Raw genomic sequence first — 17,807 nt, 5'->3', positions numbered from 1 at the left:
TTGCTCTATTAAGGACAGATAATGAGTACAGAATTAATTTTAAATAGCGGCCAAATTTTATTTAAACAAGGTGATAAGGCTGAGCGTATGTATGTTGTTCGCTCAGGTAAAATTAAACTGATTAAGTCAAAAATGGGTCAATCGGTTGTACTGGGCTACTTTGGCACAGGTGAGTTTCTTGGCGAAATGGCGATTATTATTGGTTCGGCAAGAAGTTGTACCGCGATTGCTGCAGAAGATACTGTTTTGAAAGTGTATGAGCGCGAAAGCTTTGAAGAAATGCTTGCTAATAACTCAGGTGTAGCAGCGCGTATTATTGAAGGTTTAGCCGTTCGCCTCGAGAAAACAACCGATCGATTAATGGAGCCAGTAACGCTTCTTGAAGCTGAAAGCTAAAAATATTTAAAAGTAGAGAACTTCTTATTTAACGTTTTTGAATGGATGCCATTACCCATGTCTTTCTTTCGCAGCTTAACCTTAATTGGATTTTCAAGTTTTGCCGCTCTGAGCTATGCAGACGCTGCAAAAGTGATCTCGCAACAAGGTGATACACAATGGCGCCTTGGCTTGCAAAAAGCATGGCAAGCCACTCAAGTGGATTTAACCCTCAATAAGGGTAATCATGTTCAAACGGGTGCGCTAAGCAAACTGGCGTTATTGTTTCGTGATGACAGTCAGTTACGACTCAACCAAAACAGCTTTCTGATTGTAAAAGATGTTTTAGACGATAAAGGTAACTCGACACGTTTTCGGCTTAATAAAGGGCGCGCTTGGGTCAAGTCTAAAAATATCCCAGATAAGCTTATATTTGAAACACCGTCTGCCGTCGCTGCTATTCGTGGTACTGATTGGGACATTGAAGTGTCAGATGATGGTACGAGTAAGATTACTGTACTTCATGGTGAAATTTATTTTTCAAATGAGTTTGGTGCAGTATCTGTTAAAGCCAATGAACAAGCAATTGCAGAGGTGGGTAAAGCGCCCGTTAAACTCTTCTTCACTAACGCAAGCGAGCGCGTTCAATGGGTAAGCGAATATAGTTTTGATATCAAAAAATATTTGTCTCTTGCAACTACTGCCAATGAACTAGCAACTTTACAATCGAATCTTCATTCGCCAGTTCAATTACAACAAAAAATTAAAGCATTGCCACAATCGCCATTTAAACAAGCTATGCTTGCGGATATTGCTTTATACCTAGGTGATACAAAGCGAGCCATTAGCCTAATTAAGCAGATAGCGGATTACCAAGCAATACCAGAGCTCTATGTATTGTGGGGGCGTGCACATCTATTATTAGGTAAACCAAAAGTACTTGTTGGCGATAATATTGATGTCTTAGTACTAAATGCTGAAGTAGCACTCTTTAACGGCCAAGGCAATGAGGCAATCGGTTTTCTTAATCAAGTACTAGAACGTGAGTACGATAATTATGACGCGCTTTACCTGTTAGGGCGTATTTTCACTGAAAAAGAACATACCGATGTGGCTTTAAATTATTTAACCAAAGCAAAGCAAGCTAATATTCGGCGCTTTGAAGCGTATTCAGAACTAGCGACCTTGCATACCTTTAACAATCAATTCAATTTGGCGCGCTCTGAATTAGCAGATGCTGAAGCTAAAGGTGCGCATGGTGCTTTGGTAAATACAGCGCTCGGCATCTTAAGTTTAAAACAAGGCGAATTAGAGCATGCTAAACGCGCGTTTTTAACGGCAACAACGCTTGCGCCGAACTATGCGCGTGCCAATACCTATTTAGCGATAACCTATTATCAACAAGGCAAGCTTGAACTAGCCAATGACACGCTCACGTATGCCATTGAGCAAGATGACAATGACCCAATGCCGTATTTTATGCGGGCAATTTTCGAACGTGAATTAGCAAATCCCAAACAAAGCTTGGAAGCTGTTATAGCCGCTAATAAACGGTTACCATTCTTAAAATCACTTAATCAACTTGCTAACAATCTACAGGGCGGTACAGATTTAGGTGCAGCCTATACAGAGTACGGTTTAACTCAACGTGCTTTGTATACTGGACTCAGTAATTACGACCCAACTTGGGCCGGCAGTCAGTTATTTGTAAGTAGCCAGATTGAAAACAACCACAGTGCTAAACTCAGTGAATTATTTAAAGGTTTGCTAAATGACCCAACGGCGTTTGCGAGTAATTATGCAACTCAAAATATGGTTCAGCAGCCTGGCGTGAATGGTTTGATAAATTGGCAAACTACACAGTTTAGTGAATCTATTAAAAGCGAATATTCATCACCGCGTGTTCAACTTAATGGTTTCAATAATACGCTTTTTCCAATTGCATTTATGGCCGAGATTACTGAGCCACAATTTAATTGGCAGGAGCAAGTTGATGGTTTAGATTATAATTCTAAGAATGATGGTAGAAGTATTAAATGGGGTATAGGGTTAAAGCCTCACCATAAACTTAATATTATTGCATTCTCAAATCATGTTCAGCATAAAGCGAACGGGGATATTAAATCGTCTCATCTTAGTATGTTAGGCGCAACTAATACCTACAGTGATACAGATACAGATATTGAAGACGAATACTTTGGCGTGCAATACGCTTTCAATAAGTCGCATAGCGTTAATCTAGGGCTAATTAATATAGAACTTAATTCTAAGTTAACTAGTCAATCCTCATTTGAAGTTATAGTTGATGTTCCCCCTACATATGTTCAAGTAAATAGTCGGACTCTTTCAGAAAGTAATATGTCTCAATCTCAGACGACACAGTTTATAAGTTGGCAATATACTTATGACAGAGATATTCAAATATTACCTTACTGGGTACAATCTAAAACTCAGTTAGGGCATAAAAATTTCATATACTCAAGCTCTATATCTTCAACTTATTACAACAATGAACTTATATTTGAGGATGAATATGAAAGCTTCTTAGAGAGTAAGAGTGGTGAACAATTAGACTCTTCTCATTTTGGTTTTTACTTTAGGTCGTCATTAAGTAATAAGCATATTATCGACAGCTTTTGGCATACAAATGATTTAAAATTCAATACTACAAGCGCATCGCATCCAAGCGACAAACAATCCTTCTCGGATTTCGGATTCGGTACATTGTTAAGCGTGTCGGGTGAATTAGCCTTATCGGCCTACACAGCGAAAGTATTTTCTGCTAATACAGTTGTGTCACCCATGACAACAACACTTGGTGGCATGTTAATTGACAGGCAGTATATGCGCGTTGCTAGTCAATCAGAACAAGTAGCGACACGTTTGACTCATCAAAATAATCATAGTTTTGCTGCGGTTTCTTTTAATCATCAAAAAATTAATAACGATACTTTTAATGGATTATTGTTTGGTAACACAACAGACTTGTTATCTGATTTACGAGAGTTTAATTCGATATCAAACGACCTAACATCACGTTATCATTTTGATAGTGCATTTTATGGTGCGCCAAAGCACTTGATTGAAACCGCAAAAATAAATGATCTTTATATAGATGTTGAAAGTTTATTGGCTGACAGATTAGCAGTGACGTTAAACATGCGCTTAACAAACGCTGACATAACAAAAAAGAATGGTGAACAATCAGATTATATGGATAATTTTCCTAAATCGAGTTTTGCGCTAGGTGCTAATTATACGACTGATTTTTATGCAACCCCCTTTGTGAAGTTTACCTATTTTGATTTTGAATCTGGTCAGGAATTAACAGATGGGTTTGTAACGAATATTGGTTGGCAACAAGAGTTCATCAATAAACGATTGCAATTGATTGCACAATACATTCGCCAACATATCAATAACAGTGATGTGCTTTACCTTAACGCAGAGTGGCGTTTCTGATGGGGCAAAAGCAGCAAAAAAAATGGATCCAGTATGCAGTATTGTCATCGATTTTTAGCTTAAGCCTTGTTTTTCTACTTAATTTAACGAGTCTTTGGCAACAATTAGAAAATTACGCTTTTGATAGTCTATCCATAGTGGTAGCGCCTAAAATTACTGAAACCGACATTGTTATTGTCACGATAGATGAACAAAGTTTTGAGCATTTTCAAACGCAGTGGCCCTGGCCGCGAAAATTCCATAGTGACTTGCTAGCACGCCTTAATTCTGCAGGCGCAAAGGTAATATTCTTTGATTTGATTTTTGATTTACCTTCTAGTTTCGGTGCGTTTGATGATGTTCAATTTGCTGAAGCAATAATGGCCAGTGACGTGCCAGTTTACCTTGCTAAATACGCAAAAACAGAAGTGATAAGTGAAGGGGTATTACAGTCTCAGGTATTACCATTACCACTTTATTTGCAAGCGGGTGCGAATGCTAAAGCCATTGGCTTAAATTACGATCTTGATGGTGTGGTACGTGCTGTACCAAATGAAAACAGTAGTTTATGGTACGCCTTTGACAGCGAACCTAGTGACCTAGAAAAACGGATTCACTATATAGGCGATGCGAATAGTTTTCCTAAAGTTTCATACTATCGTGCGGCTGATATTAAGTTATTACCAAACTCGGTATTTAAGGACAAAATCGTGCTGGTGGGTTTGGATATCCTTGCTAATGCTGAGCTTGGTTTACACACAGATGACCGTTTCTTAACTCCCTATACGTGGTTAAATGGCAAAACCATGGCAGGGGTAGAAGTACACGCTAATTTAATTGAAAATATCAGACATGACCTTACGCTTAGCACTTTATTACCTTGGCAGGTAATGATTTTGACGCTGTTCATCGCGCTTGTTGCCAGTTATTTATTTACCGGTTTTACGATAAAAAAATCAGTACTTGGTTTGATCAAATTAATTGCGCTTGTTTTAGCGTTATCCCTAGTGTCATTTTACTTTCAGGTACATTTACCTACTGTCAGTTTAATTGCGGTTGCATTAACCTGTTATTTGTTCTATTTCGCCATTAGCTTTCGCAGTGAGCAAAAACAAAGGCGTTTTATTTCTGATGCATTTTCGCGCTATGTATCTGAAAACGTACTAAACGAATTAATGGATGAACCGGATAAATTAGAACTTGGCGGTGAACGTAAAAACTTAACTATATTGTTTGCCGATTTAGCGGGTTTTACGAAATTATCAGAGCAATTAGGTGCAGAGCAAGTAGCTGATATTTTGCACGAAATTCTAACTGCTCATAGTGAAATTATTGTTAAACATGGTGGCACCATAGATAAGTATCTTGGCGATGCGGTTATGGCATTTTGGGGAGCTCCAGTTGCCGATGAAAATCAAATTGAAAATGCTGTTGCTGCGGCTCTAGAGATGAATGCTGAATGTGCCAAACTTACAGATAAATTGAATCAAAGAGGCTCAACTGCAGTGAAACTAAGAATCGGCATTAATTTTGGCGAAGCGATAGTGGGACACTTGGGCTCAGAAGTATTGTTTGATTACACCTGTATTGGTGACTCTGTCAATCAAGCTGCACGGTTAGAAAGCGCAAACAGGCTATACGGCACAGATGTGCTTATTAGTGAATCGGTATTTTCAGCACTTCAAAATAATGACTCATTTGTATTGGTAGATAAAGTGATACTTAAAGGAAAGTCGGAAACCACTCGAGTATATGGCTATTTTCCAAATACGTTATTGACAGATAAACTCAATTTGGCATTTTCAGCATTCTGTTCCCAAGATTGGCAGTGTGCCAAGCAGCTCTACAATGAGCTAAAAGAAAGTGATGAGTTTAAAATACTAGCCGAACTGTTTTTGCAACGTATCTCTCACAATGAATTGAGTATGCTCAGTGATGATTGGCAAGGTGAAACTCATTTAAAAAACAAATAGTTTGCTAAGCTTAAAAACATAATTCATTTTTATTTTAAGCTATGACTTTTCAGCACAGCCAGAAGTTACACACTGTTTCAACCTGTGTTTTTGCGTTTATTATCTGGCTAATTATTTATTTTTTTGAGCTTTTTTTTACATTAGATAATGCGTTCTTTGATTTACGAGAACGAAGTGAAGCTTATCAACGCATACCATCTGAAGAATTAATTGTTATCACTATTGATGATAAGTCGATTGAATTTATGAAAAGCATAGCAGGACGTTGGCCTTGGCCTCGAAGCGTTCATGCCGAAGTCATCGAAGGGTTAAATAGTTACTCACCAAGTGTCATTGCCTTTGATGTACTGTTTAATGAACCTGATATCTACCGTCCTGATGATGATCTGTATTTTGAACAAGTGTTGAATGAGGCAAACAATGTTTATTTAGCCTTGCTTGGTTTGGAAACTTCAAATCAACCAAAGCAAAGCGAATATCGTTTGGCACTTTTTCCTTTTGCCAAGCAACTAGGCGAGAATAAAATAGGCAGTGTTAATGTCTACAGGCAAAACGATGCTGTAGTAAGGCAATATTTATCTAAAATAAGGGTGAATGACAATGCCTATTTATCACTCGGTGCACTCATAGCGAGTGCATCATCAACAAGTTTAATGTCAAGCAATTCAATTAAACTTAAATGGCAACACAAAGATACATTTAAACAGTATAGTTATTTTGATATTTACAATGCGGTAGTGAATGAAAACAGCACTTTCTTAAAGCAGTTTAAAAACAAGAAAATTCTAATTGGCGCTACGGCGGCAGGATTGTTCGATGAAGTTGCAACACCGATTTCAAATAGTGAGCCAGGCGTGTTCGTTATTGCTAATGCAGTGTCTAATTATTTAAAAAATGAATATTACAATCAGCTAAGCAGTGTAGTTGTTATCTCTTCGGCATGTGTGCTGATGATACTGGTAAGCTGCGCTTATATATTTAAATTATCATTAGTTAGGCAATTTTGTTTATCGACAGTGGTGTTAGCACTCCTTTTTGTACTGCTCTGGCAAGGCTATTGTTATTTAGCAAAAACAAATAGTGATTTACCTCTTGGCACGTTAATTTGCGCTGTTGGGCTTGCCTATATTTCACAATTTCTAATGCACAGTTATGTTCAATACCTTGAAAAACAATATGCCAATAAATTGTTTGGTAGATTTTTAGACCCGAATGTGGTCAAAAATATATTAGAGCATCAAAATATCGCACAGTATGGCAGTAGCGATATCGTTGAAGTGACTGTTCTTTTTAGTGATATTCGTAATTTCACCTCACTATCTGAAAAACATGATGTAACTGAAATTGTTTCACTTTTAAATGATTACCTGTCGATGCAAGTGGCAACCATATTTAAACATAATGGCACACTTGATAAATTTATCGGTGATGCAGTAATGGCTTTTTGGGGGGCGCCCTTAAAATCTGAAAATCATGCAGAACAAGCGATTTTAGCGGCACTTGAAATGGAGCAAAACTTACTAAAGTTTAGAGCCAGTTTAGCGAAGAAATATCAGTTTTTAGACATTGGTATTGGGATCCATAGTGGCAAAGTAATGTGTGGATTTATCGGCACCGATCAGCGATTAGACTATACTGTGCTTGGTGACACAGTTAATTTAGCCAGTCGTATTGAAGGGTTAACCAAGGCTAGTAATCGTATTTTAGTGTCAAAACAAACCGCACAAAGGACGAAACTCAACTTTCAGTATGTTGACAAAGTAACCGTAAAAGGACGTGAAAAACCTGTGGAACTACTAACGCCGGAGCGATAGTAAAATGAAACCAATAACTTTCTTGTTGATGTTAATTCTCTTTCCTTTGTTATGTATTGCAAAAACAGAAACAACTTTTCAAAGTAAAACTGCAATTGTAGCGATGGCAACAAACCTTTATACAGAGCCTTCAATTAAAAGTGATGTGGTCGCATCGAAAGAAGCTGGCGATACATTACAAATCGGCAAACGTCACCGTGCTTGGTATTTTGTTGAAGAACAAACACAGCCCAATGCTTGGATCAAAATGCTTGCTGTGCAACTGGCTACGCAGCCAAGGAGGAGTGGGAATTTGGGTGTAGTGTCGTTAATAGAGTCAATGAATTCAAAGCCTACCGCGTCAACCGCTGTAAGAGGGTTTGACAAGCATGCATTTGACAATATCACGCCAAATAAAGCACTTTTGAAACCGATCGATTCATTTAAACCCAATACGCGCGATTTAAATGTGTTTATTGAAAATGGCAAACTAACACACGCCGAGGTACCAAATGATTAAACACCAATTTTTAATTGTTATTTGTGCATTGCTAGTTGTGAGTTGTAATGCAACAGGTGTGAAAATAGCCGGCGTAGATGTTGGTGCGCTGGTAAATCAAGGGGTTAATGTTTATGAAAGTCAAATCTTTGATGAAAGGAAAGAGCAGCAATTAGGGGAAAACTTAGCATCTGTATTGGTATCGGTTGCGCCAATTCATCAAGATAAACAGATAAACAAATACGTGAACAAAGTCGGTCGCCATTTAGCAAATCATTCGAGTCGCCCGACGCTTAACTGGCAATTTGCTGTGCTAGATAGCGATGACATAAATGCATTTGCAGCACCTGCGGGGTTTGTGTTTATAACCTCCGGTGCTTTACTTCAGTTAGACAGTGAAGCAGAACTTGCTGCGATGCTTGCACATGAGATAATTCATATCACAAAACAACATCATGTTGAGAAAATTAAAGAGCTAAGTTTACAGAGCGCCTTAACTGAGATGGTATTTATATCAGCAGATGCCTATCAAACACAAAACGACTCGGATAGATCATCTCGTAATTTAACTCAATGGGCAAGGGCGCTTAGCTCGATGGCAACGGAGCTTTATAGTAAAGGGCTAGATAGAGACGACGAAATCGAAGCGGATATTGAAGCTGTTAGCTTAATGAGCAAAGCTGGCTATGATGTTTTCGCAATGGCTTCGGTGCTGCAGAGAATAGCATCAATAACACCCACCGACAGTGCACTTGCGAGTCTTTATAGTACGCATCCACAACCCGAAGAACGGCTTGATGAAATAGCTTCAACACTTGATGCTTTTGATAAATTTGAAGGTCCAAATTTACAGGAACGCTATCAAAAGAATATTTTTAAATAGCACTTTTTACTGGTTTTAAATCTTGTTTAAAAAATAATCTTGTCAAGTTGAGGTGCTTTCTTTATGTTCATTTAAAAAAGGAGGCTTGCTATGTCAAATATGGCTGAACATGCATTATTTTACTGTCAACAAACAGAGCATGTACAAATTGATACGGACGTGAGTTGTTTTGAATGTACCAAGTGTTTCAATATCAGTACACAATGTTTAATTGACGTTTGTCCTCATTGTGGCGAAGCATTAAAAGAGCGTAACTTGCGTCCAAGTGAATTACTTGATACTAAGGAAACGCATTGCAGCCGCTCGGTATCGAAAGACGATGGTACCGTGTTTTACGATGATTCTAAAATTGCTTAGTATTCAGTTGTAAACAGTCTGCCATGGACTTTAATGGCGTACTCATCGGTCATCGAAGAAATATAATCACATAATTGGCGATATCCTGTTTCGCCTTGTTCTACTGCATTTTGATAAATACTTTGTCGCGTATGCGGTAATAATCTCAGTGGGTCGCTTGCAAATGCGGCAAACAGATCCGAAATAATTTTTTGTCCTTTAAACTCAATTTGTTGCATCTCAGGATGACGGATCACATTTTTAAAAACAAATTGCTTTAATCCTTCAAGTAAAAGTGTTAAATCTTCTTCAAGATACACTTTGTGATCTAACAATGGGCTTTCAAATATACCTAATTGCTTAATGCGTGCTTGGGTAATAAATAAGTTAACCAGCTCACCAATTACATCTTTTAAATCGGCTTCATCGTGTGAAAATAACTGTGCAGAAATACGCGGTAAATTGGTTTTAAGCCAGCCCGTGTTTAACTTACCTAAATGACATTCAACAAATTCTTGCCATTGATGGACTGTTACCATGCCTGTTGCAATTGCATCTTCTAAATCGTGAACACCATAAGCAATATCATCTGCTAGTTCCATAATGGAGCAATCAAGCGACTTATAAACGGTGCGTGAAATACCATTATTATTTTTAGCAAACTGGGTAAATGTGTTTTTATCCTGGTTAGAAAGTGGTGATAAAATCCAATCAAATACTGAGGACTCTTCGCAGTATAAACCTTTTGCTGGTAACCAACGAGTCGAATTGATAAATCTATCTTGTCCGGTATCTGTGGGGATTTGCCATAAATGCTTTATAAGTTGCGGATATTTGATAAAACCAAGTAATGTTCGGCGTGTAAGGTTCATACCAAAGCCCTTACTGTAAGGTTCTAGTTTTGCAACAATCCTTAAGGTTTGGGCATTACCTTCAAAGCCACCATGCCCACGCATCATATAATTAAGCGCTGTTTCACCACCATGACCAAAAGGAGGGTGACCAATATCGTGCGCTAAAGAAAGCGTTTCAATTAAACTTCGGCACGGTAAAAATGATCCCAAGTTATTATTGGTTTGATTCGCTCTTAATTGACCTAAAATACCACTGGCAATTTGAGCAACTTCAAGTGAATGTGTCAGGCGAGTACGGTAAAAATCATTGACACCAATACTCATAATTTGAGTTTTAGCCTGCAAGCGTCTAAAAGCTGCCGCATGAATAATACGTGAGCGGTCTTTTTGATATGGTGAACGTTTGTCATCTGGGCGATGCTTGTTTTCTTGATACCGTCTTGCTAACCATTCTTCAGTCATTAATTACCTAGTTAATTTATTAAAATCACAAAGTTATTTTAGACATAAATTGCAACAACTTAAAACACTATTAAGCGATATAATGTGCCATAGTTAACTTAACACAGTTTTGGAGATGTAATTATGCCATTACCATTATTACTCGGTGTTTCCGCAGTGGCAGTATTTGCAAATTCAATGTATCACAATGAGTTAAAAGAACAGGATAAACGCCGCCGTTATGGGATACTAACTAACGATGCGATAGGGCGTTATCCCTGTGATAGTTTGCCAAGTGATAAAAGTGTATCTTTAGAAAAAGGCAATATTGTATGTTGCGGTGTTTACAATGGCTTTATTCATACAGGTTTAGTGATTGACGATAATCTGATATTGGAACTTCATGGTTCTGGACTCTCGAGAGCTTTGAGCTATAAACGGTTTTTATCTGAGCGCAGCGGCCTTAATATTTTTGTTGCCAGTGATCAAGCTGGTCACTCATTTAAATTTACATTTGAGGATGAACATGCTGCCTCTCAGTTATTTGCATATCACCCTTATCATGTGATTAAGCGAAACTGCTACTCACATACGTGGTTTTGCCTAACTGGCGAGATGAAACCTTTTGCTAGCTTTGAACTTTTTAATGAATCACTTCGTAAAAAAGTAAAGTCAAGCCTTTATTGGGATAGGGCTGAAAATTAAAAAGCTTACGTCTACATACGGGTTGGTGTAGAATTTTTCCTTTTTCAGACATTTCTAAATATTAAAATTTTTTATGAAGTTATTGTTAAAAGTAATCCTATTTTGTTTATTTGGATATATGTTGGTATCGCCCTGGTTAGACAAATCAGCTCAATCACTTGTATCTGACAAAGAAGAAACATTACCTAAGCCAATTGTGAAAGAAAAGCCACTTCACAATGTTAAGTTGCCAGATTTTGTCAATATGAGAAACGTGCAAAAGCGTAAAAAGGCTTTTTTTGATTTATTAAGACCCTATATAGTTGCTGAAAATAAACGAATTTTGAAACAACGAGAGCAGGTAGATCTGGCCTTAACTGAGTTAGAGCTTGGCTTTGCTATCCCTAAATATCAAATAAATGCTCTAAAGGATATTTTCGCTAAATATAAAATTGACGATGAAATTAATGAAGAAAGTTTAACCGTTGCACTTAATCGTGTTGATAGTATTCCAATCGCTATGGTGTTGACACAGGCGGCCAATGAATCTGGTTGGGGCACCTCTCGATTTGCCCGAATTGGTTTGAATTTTTTTGGTTTATGGTGTTTCAGAGAAGGTTGTGGCATGGTTCCAAATCAGCGTAACGAAGGGCGCAATCATGAGGTTGCTGCGTTTAAATCGTTAGAGCAAAGTGTAAAAGCTTATTTTAGAAATATAAATACACACCCTGCCTATCAACAACTTCGTGATCTAAGGCAAAGCAATCGCTACGATGAACAGATTATACTTGCTGAGAAATTGTTATACGGTCTTGGTAGCTATTCAGAGCGTGGCCATGCGTATATTGAAGAGTTGAATCAAATGTTGGTAACAAATCAAAGGTATTTCAGTGAATAAAAAAATATTATCTGCAAGTCTGCTTCTGACATCAGTTTCTCTTGGCGCATATGCTGCTGAATTTGTTGTGTCTTATGATGGCTTTTATGACCGCTTAAAGGTGATGTCAAAAGGTGATTACGCAAGTGCTGATGTAGGTTTTTATTTGATCAATCAACATACCAAGCCATGCGCTATTGAAAGTGGCAGTATCATCACCAAAACCAATGAATACTCTTTAAATTATACGGATGACAGTAAACTTCTGTTGCCTTTTGATGAAACGCTTGATAAAGATAAAGCTTTAATTGTGGTGCAACCAAAAGGCACAGAACAATGTCAGCTTAAAATGCAAATGGAATCTAGCCAAGAATATGGTGACAGTGTCTCAATAAAGGAAATGGCAGTGCTTTATGACGAGTTTGATGATTTGATGGGACGTTTATCGGGCTTTTTTATGCGTACCTTGTTTTCGTTTATGATGCCTGAAGTAAAAGGGGTGACGCTTGTATTTGATGGCCAAGCATCTAAGCCTATGGGGGCAGATGAATTTATTAGCTGCAAAGACAATCGCTGCACTATCCAAATACCAAATACCTTAGATGAAAATAAAAGGTTGACCTTTTCACAACCAATTAAACAAGTTATCCCGTATATTGCTAAGTAATTACAAGATTATAAAACAAAAAAACCAGTTCATTTGAACTGGTTTTTTTATATCAATTACGTATTAATCTACAGTAACTAATTTTAGCGTGTTGGTTGCGCCCACTGTTTCCATCGCATCACCATGCGTCAGAATAACTTTATCACCAGATTTTAAGTAACCTTTATTAACTAACGTTGCTAAAGCTTGTTTAACGAGTGAACCTGAATCGTAATCTGTTGAATCAAAATACACAGGGTAAACACCGCGATAAAGCGCAGTTTGACCAAGTGTACGTCGGTGACGTGATAATGAGTAAATTGGTAAACCAGAGCTGATACGCGACATTAGTTTTGCTGTGCTACCTGATTCTGTAAGGGCAACAAGTGCTTTAACGGAATCTAAATGGTTGGCTGCGTACATAGCAGAAAGTGCGATGGTTTCAGATGTATTTTCAAACATTGAATCAAGTCGATGTTTAGAAATTGCAGTTTGAGGTTGTGATTCTGCACCTAAACATACACGCGCCATTGTTTCTACCGTGATAGCAGGATAGTCACCAGCTGCTGTTTCAGCTGAAAGCATTACTGCATCTGTACCATCAAGTACGGCATTTGCAACGTCCATAACCTCAGCTCGTGTTGGCATTGGGTTATCAATCATCGATTCCATCATTTGTGTTGCAGTGATAACGGTACGGTTAAGAGTACGAGCACGGCTGATAATTGCTTTTTGTTTACCAACAAGTGCAGCATCACCGATTTCAACACCTAAGTCACCACGAGCAACCATTACAGCATCCGATGCAAGTACGATGTCATCAATTGCTTCTTCTGACTCTACTGCTTCAGCACGTTCAATTTTAGCTAGTAACTGGGCTTTTGAGCCAGCTGCTTCTGCGAGTGAACGCACGTAACGCATATCGTCACCCGAGCGAGGGAATGATACTGCGATGTAATCTACTTCGATTTCTGTTGCTGTGATAAGGTCTTCTTTGTCCTTATCAGTAAACGCAGGTGCTGTTAGACCACCCCCTAAACGGTTAATGCCTTTATTGTTTGACAGTACACCGCCAACAGTTACCGTTGTATGTACTTTCTTGCCAACAACTTCATCAACGGTTAATTGGATAAGTCCGTCATTTAAAAGTAATAAGTCACCTGATGATACATCTTGTGGCAGTTCTTTGTAGTCGATACCTACACCATTTATATCACCTTCACCTTTTTCCATTTCAGCATCAAGGATAAATTTTGCACCAACTGCAAGCTCAACTTTACCTTCTTTAAAGGTTGATACACGGATTTTGGGACCTTGAAGGTCAGCAAGAATGGCAATATGTGTATCTAATTTCTTTGCGATTTCACGTACTTTTGCCGCACGATCTTTGTGATCCTGTGCTACGCCATGAGAGAAGTTTAGGCGAACAACATTCGCACCTGCTTTAATTATTTTTTCTAAATTGTCATCTCTATCTGTAGCAGGACCGAGTGTGGCAACGATTTTGGTACGTCTTGGCATTTAGTAGCTCCCATTAGCTATTATAAATATTCTATGCGTTTCACATTATTAAGCTAGTAATGCTAGCTTAATATACTTGCTATTTGTGTGTTTAGTAGATTATGACACCGGTGTCATGTTGGCGTCAACATGTCATACACTAGAATTCGTATGAATAATATTTATGTAAATTTTATTATACGCCATTTAAATTATCTTATCAGCCACAAAAAAGGACATAAGTCCGCTGGAAACGGCCGTTAGGAGATTGATATTCAGTATAGAATTAAACAAAACGAGTAAAATTAAGGCTTCGCAAAGAAATTATAATCTATAATTTTTTTAATAATAAAATTGCATGCTGGTCGAAAAGCCATATAATGCGCGCCATTACCGCTTAACTAATTTCAACTTTCAGTGTAAACAATGCACTGTTTTAGTTGATATTAGCAATGATTTCACACCTAACAGTTAGGAGAATTTATATGCAAGTCGCATTAGTTGGCTTAGGCGTTATGGGTAAGAACCTTGCCTTAAACTTGATTGAGAAAGGTTTAAACCTAGTAGCCTATGACAAAAACCCAGACGCAGGCGAAGATTTACTTAGCCTTGCAAAAAAAGAAGGGTTTGCTGAACGACTGCATATTGTTAGCGATTTAGCGGATATGGTTCGACGCCTAGAAACGCCACGTTCTATTCTGCTTTTAGTACCAGCCGGTGAATTAGTAGACCGTGTATGTTCAGAGCTTATTGAAGCGGGCGTTGAAATTAACGATATTATCGTTGATTGCGGTAACAGTAATTATAAAGACGGCATCGCGCGTAAACTTAAGTATCAAAATAAGTTTGAATTTGCCACTATGGGGATCTCTGGTGGTGCGGAAGGTGCACGCCATGGCCCGGCAATGATGGCGTCTGGTTCTGAAGGCGGTTGGGAACGTATTATTCCTTTCTTCGAAAAGGTTGCTGCGAGCCATAATGGCGAATCATGCTTTGCGCGTGTAGGCCAGTCAGCATCAGGCCATTTTGTTAAAATGGTACATAACGGCATTGAATATGCGTTAATGCAATTAATTGCAGAAATTTACCACTTACTTCGTTTAGGTTGTGGTAAAACTAACGACGAAATAGCCGCGCTTTTTGATACTTGGTCAGAAGGTGAACTTAATAGCTATTTACTATCAATTTCTAGCCACATTTTAAAATTAAAGTCTGATGACGAAACTGCAATTGTTGATTTGATTGATAATAAAGTAGGTGCAAAAGGCACTGGACTTTGGACTGCGCAAAACGCACTAGAGTTAGGTATTGCCGTACCTTCATTAGTGGCTGCGGTTCAAGCTCGTCATTTAACGAATACGCAAGACACGCATGCAGCATTAGAAATGACGTATGTGGCAAAACAGCCAGCTAAAGTTGATATTGATCTTGAAGAGCTGCGTAAAGCATTCCATTTAGCGAGCCTTCTGTGCTACCGTCAAGGCTTAGCCTTAATTAAAGGCGCATCGCGTTCGCACCAGTGGAAAGTAGACTTATCTAAAACACTGCAAACATGGCGCGCTGGCTGTATTATTCGTGCAGACTACCTTGACCAAATTGCAGAAGGCAACGGTTTTATTGATGGTCTAAATGACGAAGTAGTAGCACTTAGAAATATTGCTGCTGATGCTGTGAAATCGGGTTTAGCATTTCCGGTACTTGCCGCTACGCAAACCTATTATGCAACACTTACAACACCTAGTAACGGTCATTTAGTGCAAGCTCAACGCGATTATTTTGGTGAACATGGTATTAAAACTCACGAAGGTGAAACATGTCATTTAACTGATTTAACGCATATTGACGCGAAAGTAAGATAATGGATAAAAAATGGCAAACACACCTTAACGACGCACAAAAACATGTGTGCGTTGATGGGGGCACTGAATACCCATTTACAGGTGAATATAACGATTTTTTTGAATCGGGTGATTATTATTGTGTTTGCTGTAATGCGCTTTTGTTTAAATCGGAAGATAAATTTCAGTCTGGTTGTGGCTGGCCAGCCTTTAGCTTTAGTGAAAAAGAGAGCATTCGTTATCTGCGTGACAGCTCTCATGGCATGGAGCGCATTGAAGTGCGTTGTAAACAGTGTGATGCACATCTTGGTCATGTATTTAATGATGGGCCGCCTCCAACGGGAACCCGTTACTGCATAAATTCGGTATGTTTAGACTTTAAACCGAAGTGAAGAAATAAAAAGAGCGCTAAATTTAGCGCTCTTTTTCATCTTACACCTTAGATTACCGCGTTAACTCACCTTTTAAGTTATCTTGCATAAGATGGCGAATTGTTTCAGTTTCTAAATTTTGGCTAAGTAAATAGTGTAATTTAGTGAGGCAGGCTTCTAGCGTCATGTCATAACCGCTAATCACACCCGCATTTAAAAGTGCGTTACCAGTAGCATAACCGCCCATATTAACACTGCCTTGTAAGCACTGAGTTAAATTTACAATCACTAAACCTGATTGTGTCGCATTATTGAATAACTCCAACATTTCCTTGTTCTGCGGAGCATTTCCTACGCCAAAACTTAACAGAACCAGTGCTTTTAAGCTGTCAGTCATCATACTTTTTATTAGCTCAACAGAAATACCCGGGTAAAGGTGAACCACCGCGATTTGTTGAGGCGTAATTTGCGTGACACCTAGTTTATTACTTATGCTTGGGCTAAGTTGGCCAGCAACAAGCTCAATATTGATGCCAACTTTAGCTAGCGGTACCATATTTGGTGAGCCGAATGCAGCAAAACCATCAGCGTGCATTTTTGTTGCGCGATTACCTCGGTAAAGTTGGTTATTGAAATATAGGCTTACTTCGCCAATAGGATAGTTTGCTGCAAGGTACATTGCATTGAGTAAATTAACCTGACCATCAGAGCGCAATTGAGATAGTGGAATTTGCGAACCGGTAACAATAACAGGCTTCGTAAGATCTTCGAGCATAAACGAAAGCGCTGAAGCGGTATATGCCATTGTGTCTGTGCCATGTAGGACAACAAAGCCATCATAGTCAGCGTATTTTTGTTTAATATCATCAGCGATTAGTTGCCAATGAAGCGGGCTCATATCTGACGAATCAATGAGAGGGCAGTATTCGTGAATATCAAATAACGGCATTTCTTCACGATTAAATTCAGCACTGGCTTTAACTGTTTGGGTAAGAAAACCTTCTGCAGGAATGTAACCTTTGCTCGATTTCTTCATCCCGATCGTACCGCCAGTATAGGCGATGTATATTTTTTTTCTTTTCATAAAAATAGCCCAGTGAAAACACTGGGCTATTATAGTTTAAAAGTGATTGTTTAAGTAGCGTTTAATAGCTCACTGTACACACTAGACACTTAGCATACACTCCATTTGGATCGTTAAATTGCTCTAAGCTAGATACTTGCTGTTTAATGCCTTGTGCAGTTTGCATAATGCTGTTTTTAACAGGCGCGTAATCGTCTTTGGCAAAATAAGCG

At 38.5% G+C, this 17,807-nt stretch carries 15 protein-coding genes; 12 read left to right on the top strand and 3 right to left on the bottom strand.

The window, feature by feature from the left end:
- Nucleotides 1–21: 21 nt before the first annotated feature.
- The 7 genes from ABYD77_RS11575 to ABYD77_RS11545 all read left to right on the top strand — a co-directional run bounded on the left by ABYD77_RS11575 (nt 22) and on the right by ABYD77_RS11545 (nt 9,321).
- Entirely contained in the window at nt 22–396 is a 375-nt protein-coding gene (locus tag ABYD77_RS11575; RefSeq protein ID WP_372770015.1) for a Crp/Fnr family transcriptional regulator, read from the top strand.
- Nucleotides 397–453: 57 nt separating this feature from the next.
- Nucleotides 454–3,837, top strand: a complete 3,384-nt coding sequence (locus ABYD77_RS11570) for a FecR domain-containing protein (RefSeq protein ID WP_372770013.1) — start codon at nt 454–456, stop codon at nt 3,835–3,837.
- Nucleotides 3,837–5,789 carry a CHASE2 domain-containing protein gene (locus ABYD77_RS11565; RefSeq protein ID WP_372770011.1) on the top strand — a complete coding sequence of 651 codons (1,953 nt, stop codon included), beginning with the start codon at nt 3,837–3,839 and terminating at the stop codon, nt 5,787–5,789. Before ABYD77_RS11570 ends, ABYD77_RS11565 begins: the two co-directional genes overlap by 1 nt.
- A gap of 41 nt (nt 5,790–5,830) precedes the next feature.
- Entirely contained in the window at nt 5,831–7,603 is a 1,773-nt protein-coding gene (locus tag ABYD77_RS11560) for a CHASE2 domain-containing protein (RefSeq protein WP_372770009.1), read from the top strand.
- Nucleotides 7,604–7,607: 4 nt separating this feature from the next.
- On the top strand, nt 7,608–8,102 hold the full coding sequence (locus ABYD77_RS11555) for an SH3 domain-containing protein (protein WP_372770007.1): 495 nt from the start codon (nt 7,608–7,610) through the stop codon (nt 8,100–8,102).
- On the top strand, nt 8,095–8,964 hold the full coding sequence (locus tag ABYD77_RS11550) for a M48 family metalloprotease (RefSeq protein ID WP_372770005.1): 870 nt from the start codon (nt 8,095–8,097) through the stop codon (nt 8,962–8,964). The genes ABYD77_RS11555 and ABYD77_RS11550 overlap by 8 nt, the downstream gene beginning before the upstream one ends.
- A gap of 90 nt (nt 8,965–9,054) precedes the next feature.
- Nucleotides 9,055–9,321 carry a hypothetical protein gene (locus ABYD77_RS11545; protein ID WP_372770003.1) on the top strand — a complete coding sequence of 89 codons (267 nt, stop codon included), beginning with the start codon at nt 9,055–9,057 and terminating at the stop codon, nt 9,319–9,321.
- Here the strand turns inward: ABYD77_RS11545 and ABYD77_RS11540 are convergent.
- The gene (locus tag ABYD77_RS11540) at nt 9,318–10,616 is read right to left on the bottom strand and encodes an anti-phage deoxyguanosine triphosphatase (RefSeq protein WP_372770001.1); all 1,299 of its coding nucleotides are present in this window, start codon (nt 10,614–10,616) and stop codon (nt 9,318–9,320) included. The two genes, ABYD77_RS11545 and ABYD77_RS11540, sit on opposite strands and share 4 nt — an antisense overlap.
- A 123-nt stretch (nt 10,617–10,739) precedes the next feature.
- On the opposite strand from ABYD77_RS11540, the gene ABYD77_RS11535 reads away from it, so the two are divergent.
- The 3 genes from ABYD77_RS11535 to ABYD77_RS11525 all read left to right on the top strand — a co-directional run bounded on the left by ABYD77_RS11535 (nt 10,740) and on the right by ABYD77_RS11525 (nt 12,823).
- The gene (locus tag ABYD77_RS11535; RefSeq protein ID WP_372769999.1) at nt 10,740–11,300 is read left to right on the top strand and encodes a hypothetical protein; all 561 of its coding nucleotides are present in this window, start codon (nt 10,740–10,742) and stop codon (nt 11,298–11,300) included.
- 73 nt (nt 11,301–11,373) lie between these two features.
- The gene (locus ABYD77_RS11530; protein WP_372769997.1) at nt 11,374–12,177 is read left to right on the top strand and encodes a glucosaminidase domain-containing protein; all 804 of its coding nucleotides are present in this window, start codon (nt 11,374–11,376) and stop codon (nt 12,175–12,177) included.
- Nucleotides 12,170–12,823, top strand: a complete 654-nt coding sequence (locus tag ABYD77_RS11525) for a DUF2987 domain-containing protein (protein WP_372769995.1) — start codon at nt 12,170–12,172, stop codon at nt 12,821–12,823. Before ABYD77_RS11530 ends, ABYD77_RS11525 begins: the two co-directional genes overlap by 8 nt.
- Before the next feature lie 63 nt (nt 12,824–12,886).
- Here the strand turns inward: ABYD77_RS11525 and pyk are convergent, their stop codons facing one another.
- The gene (gene pyk, locus ABYD77_RS11520; protein ID WP_372769993.1) at nt 12,887–14,323 is read right to left on the bottom strand and encodes a pyruvate kinase; all 1,437 of its coding nucleotides are present in this window, start codon (nt 14,321–14,323) and stop codon (nt 12,887–12,889) included.
- Nucleotides 14,324–14,787: 464 nt separating this feature from the next.
- Between pyk and gndA the strand changes: the two genes are divergently transcribed.
- A complete protein-coding gene (gene gndA, locus ABYD77_RS11515) occupies nt 14,788–16,161 on the top strand; it encodes an NADP-dependent phosphogluconate dehydrogenase (RefSeq protein WP_372769991.1) in 1,374 nt (457 codons plus the stop codon).
- On the top strand, nt 16,161–16,532 hold the full coding sequence (gene msrB / locus ABYD77_RS11510; protein WP_372769989.1) for a peptide-methionine (R)-S-oxide reductase MsrB: 372 nt from the start codon (nt 16,161–16,163) through the stop codon (nt 16,530–16,532). Before gndA ends, msrB begins: the two co-directional genes overlap by 1 nt.
- Before the next feature lie 52 nt (nt 16,533–16,584).
- Here the strand turns inward: msrB and ansA are convergent, their stop codons facing one another.
- Nucleotides 16,585–17,595, bottom strand: a complete 1,011-nt coding sequence (gene ansA, locus ABYD77_RS11505; protein ID WP_038641740.1) for an asparaginase — start codon at nt 17,593–17,595, stop codon at nt 16,585–16,587.
- Nucleotides 17,596–17,807: the final 212 nt, after the last annotated feature.

Origin of the sequence: Pseudoalteromonas sp. (assembly GCF_041629635.1) — a bacterium.
Lineage (GTDB): Bacteria > Pseudomonadota > Gammaproteobacteria > Enterobacterales > Alteromonadaceae > Pseudoalteromonas.
Note: the sequence above shows the minus strand (reverse complement) of the source record. Positions and strands in the feature narration are given on the sequence as shown.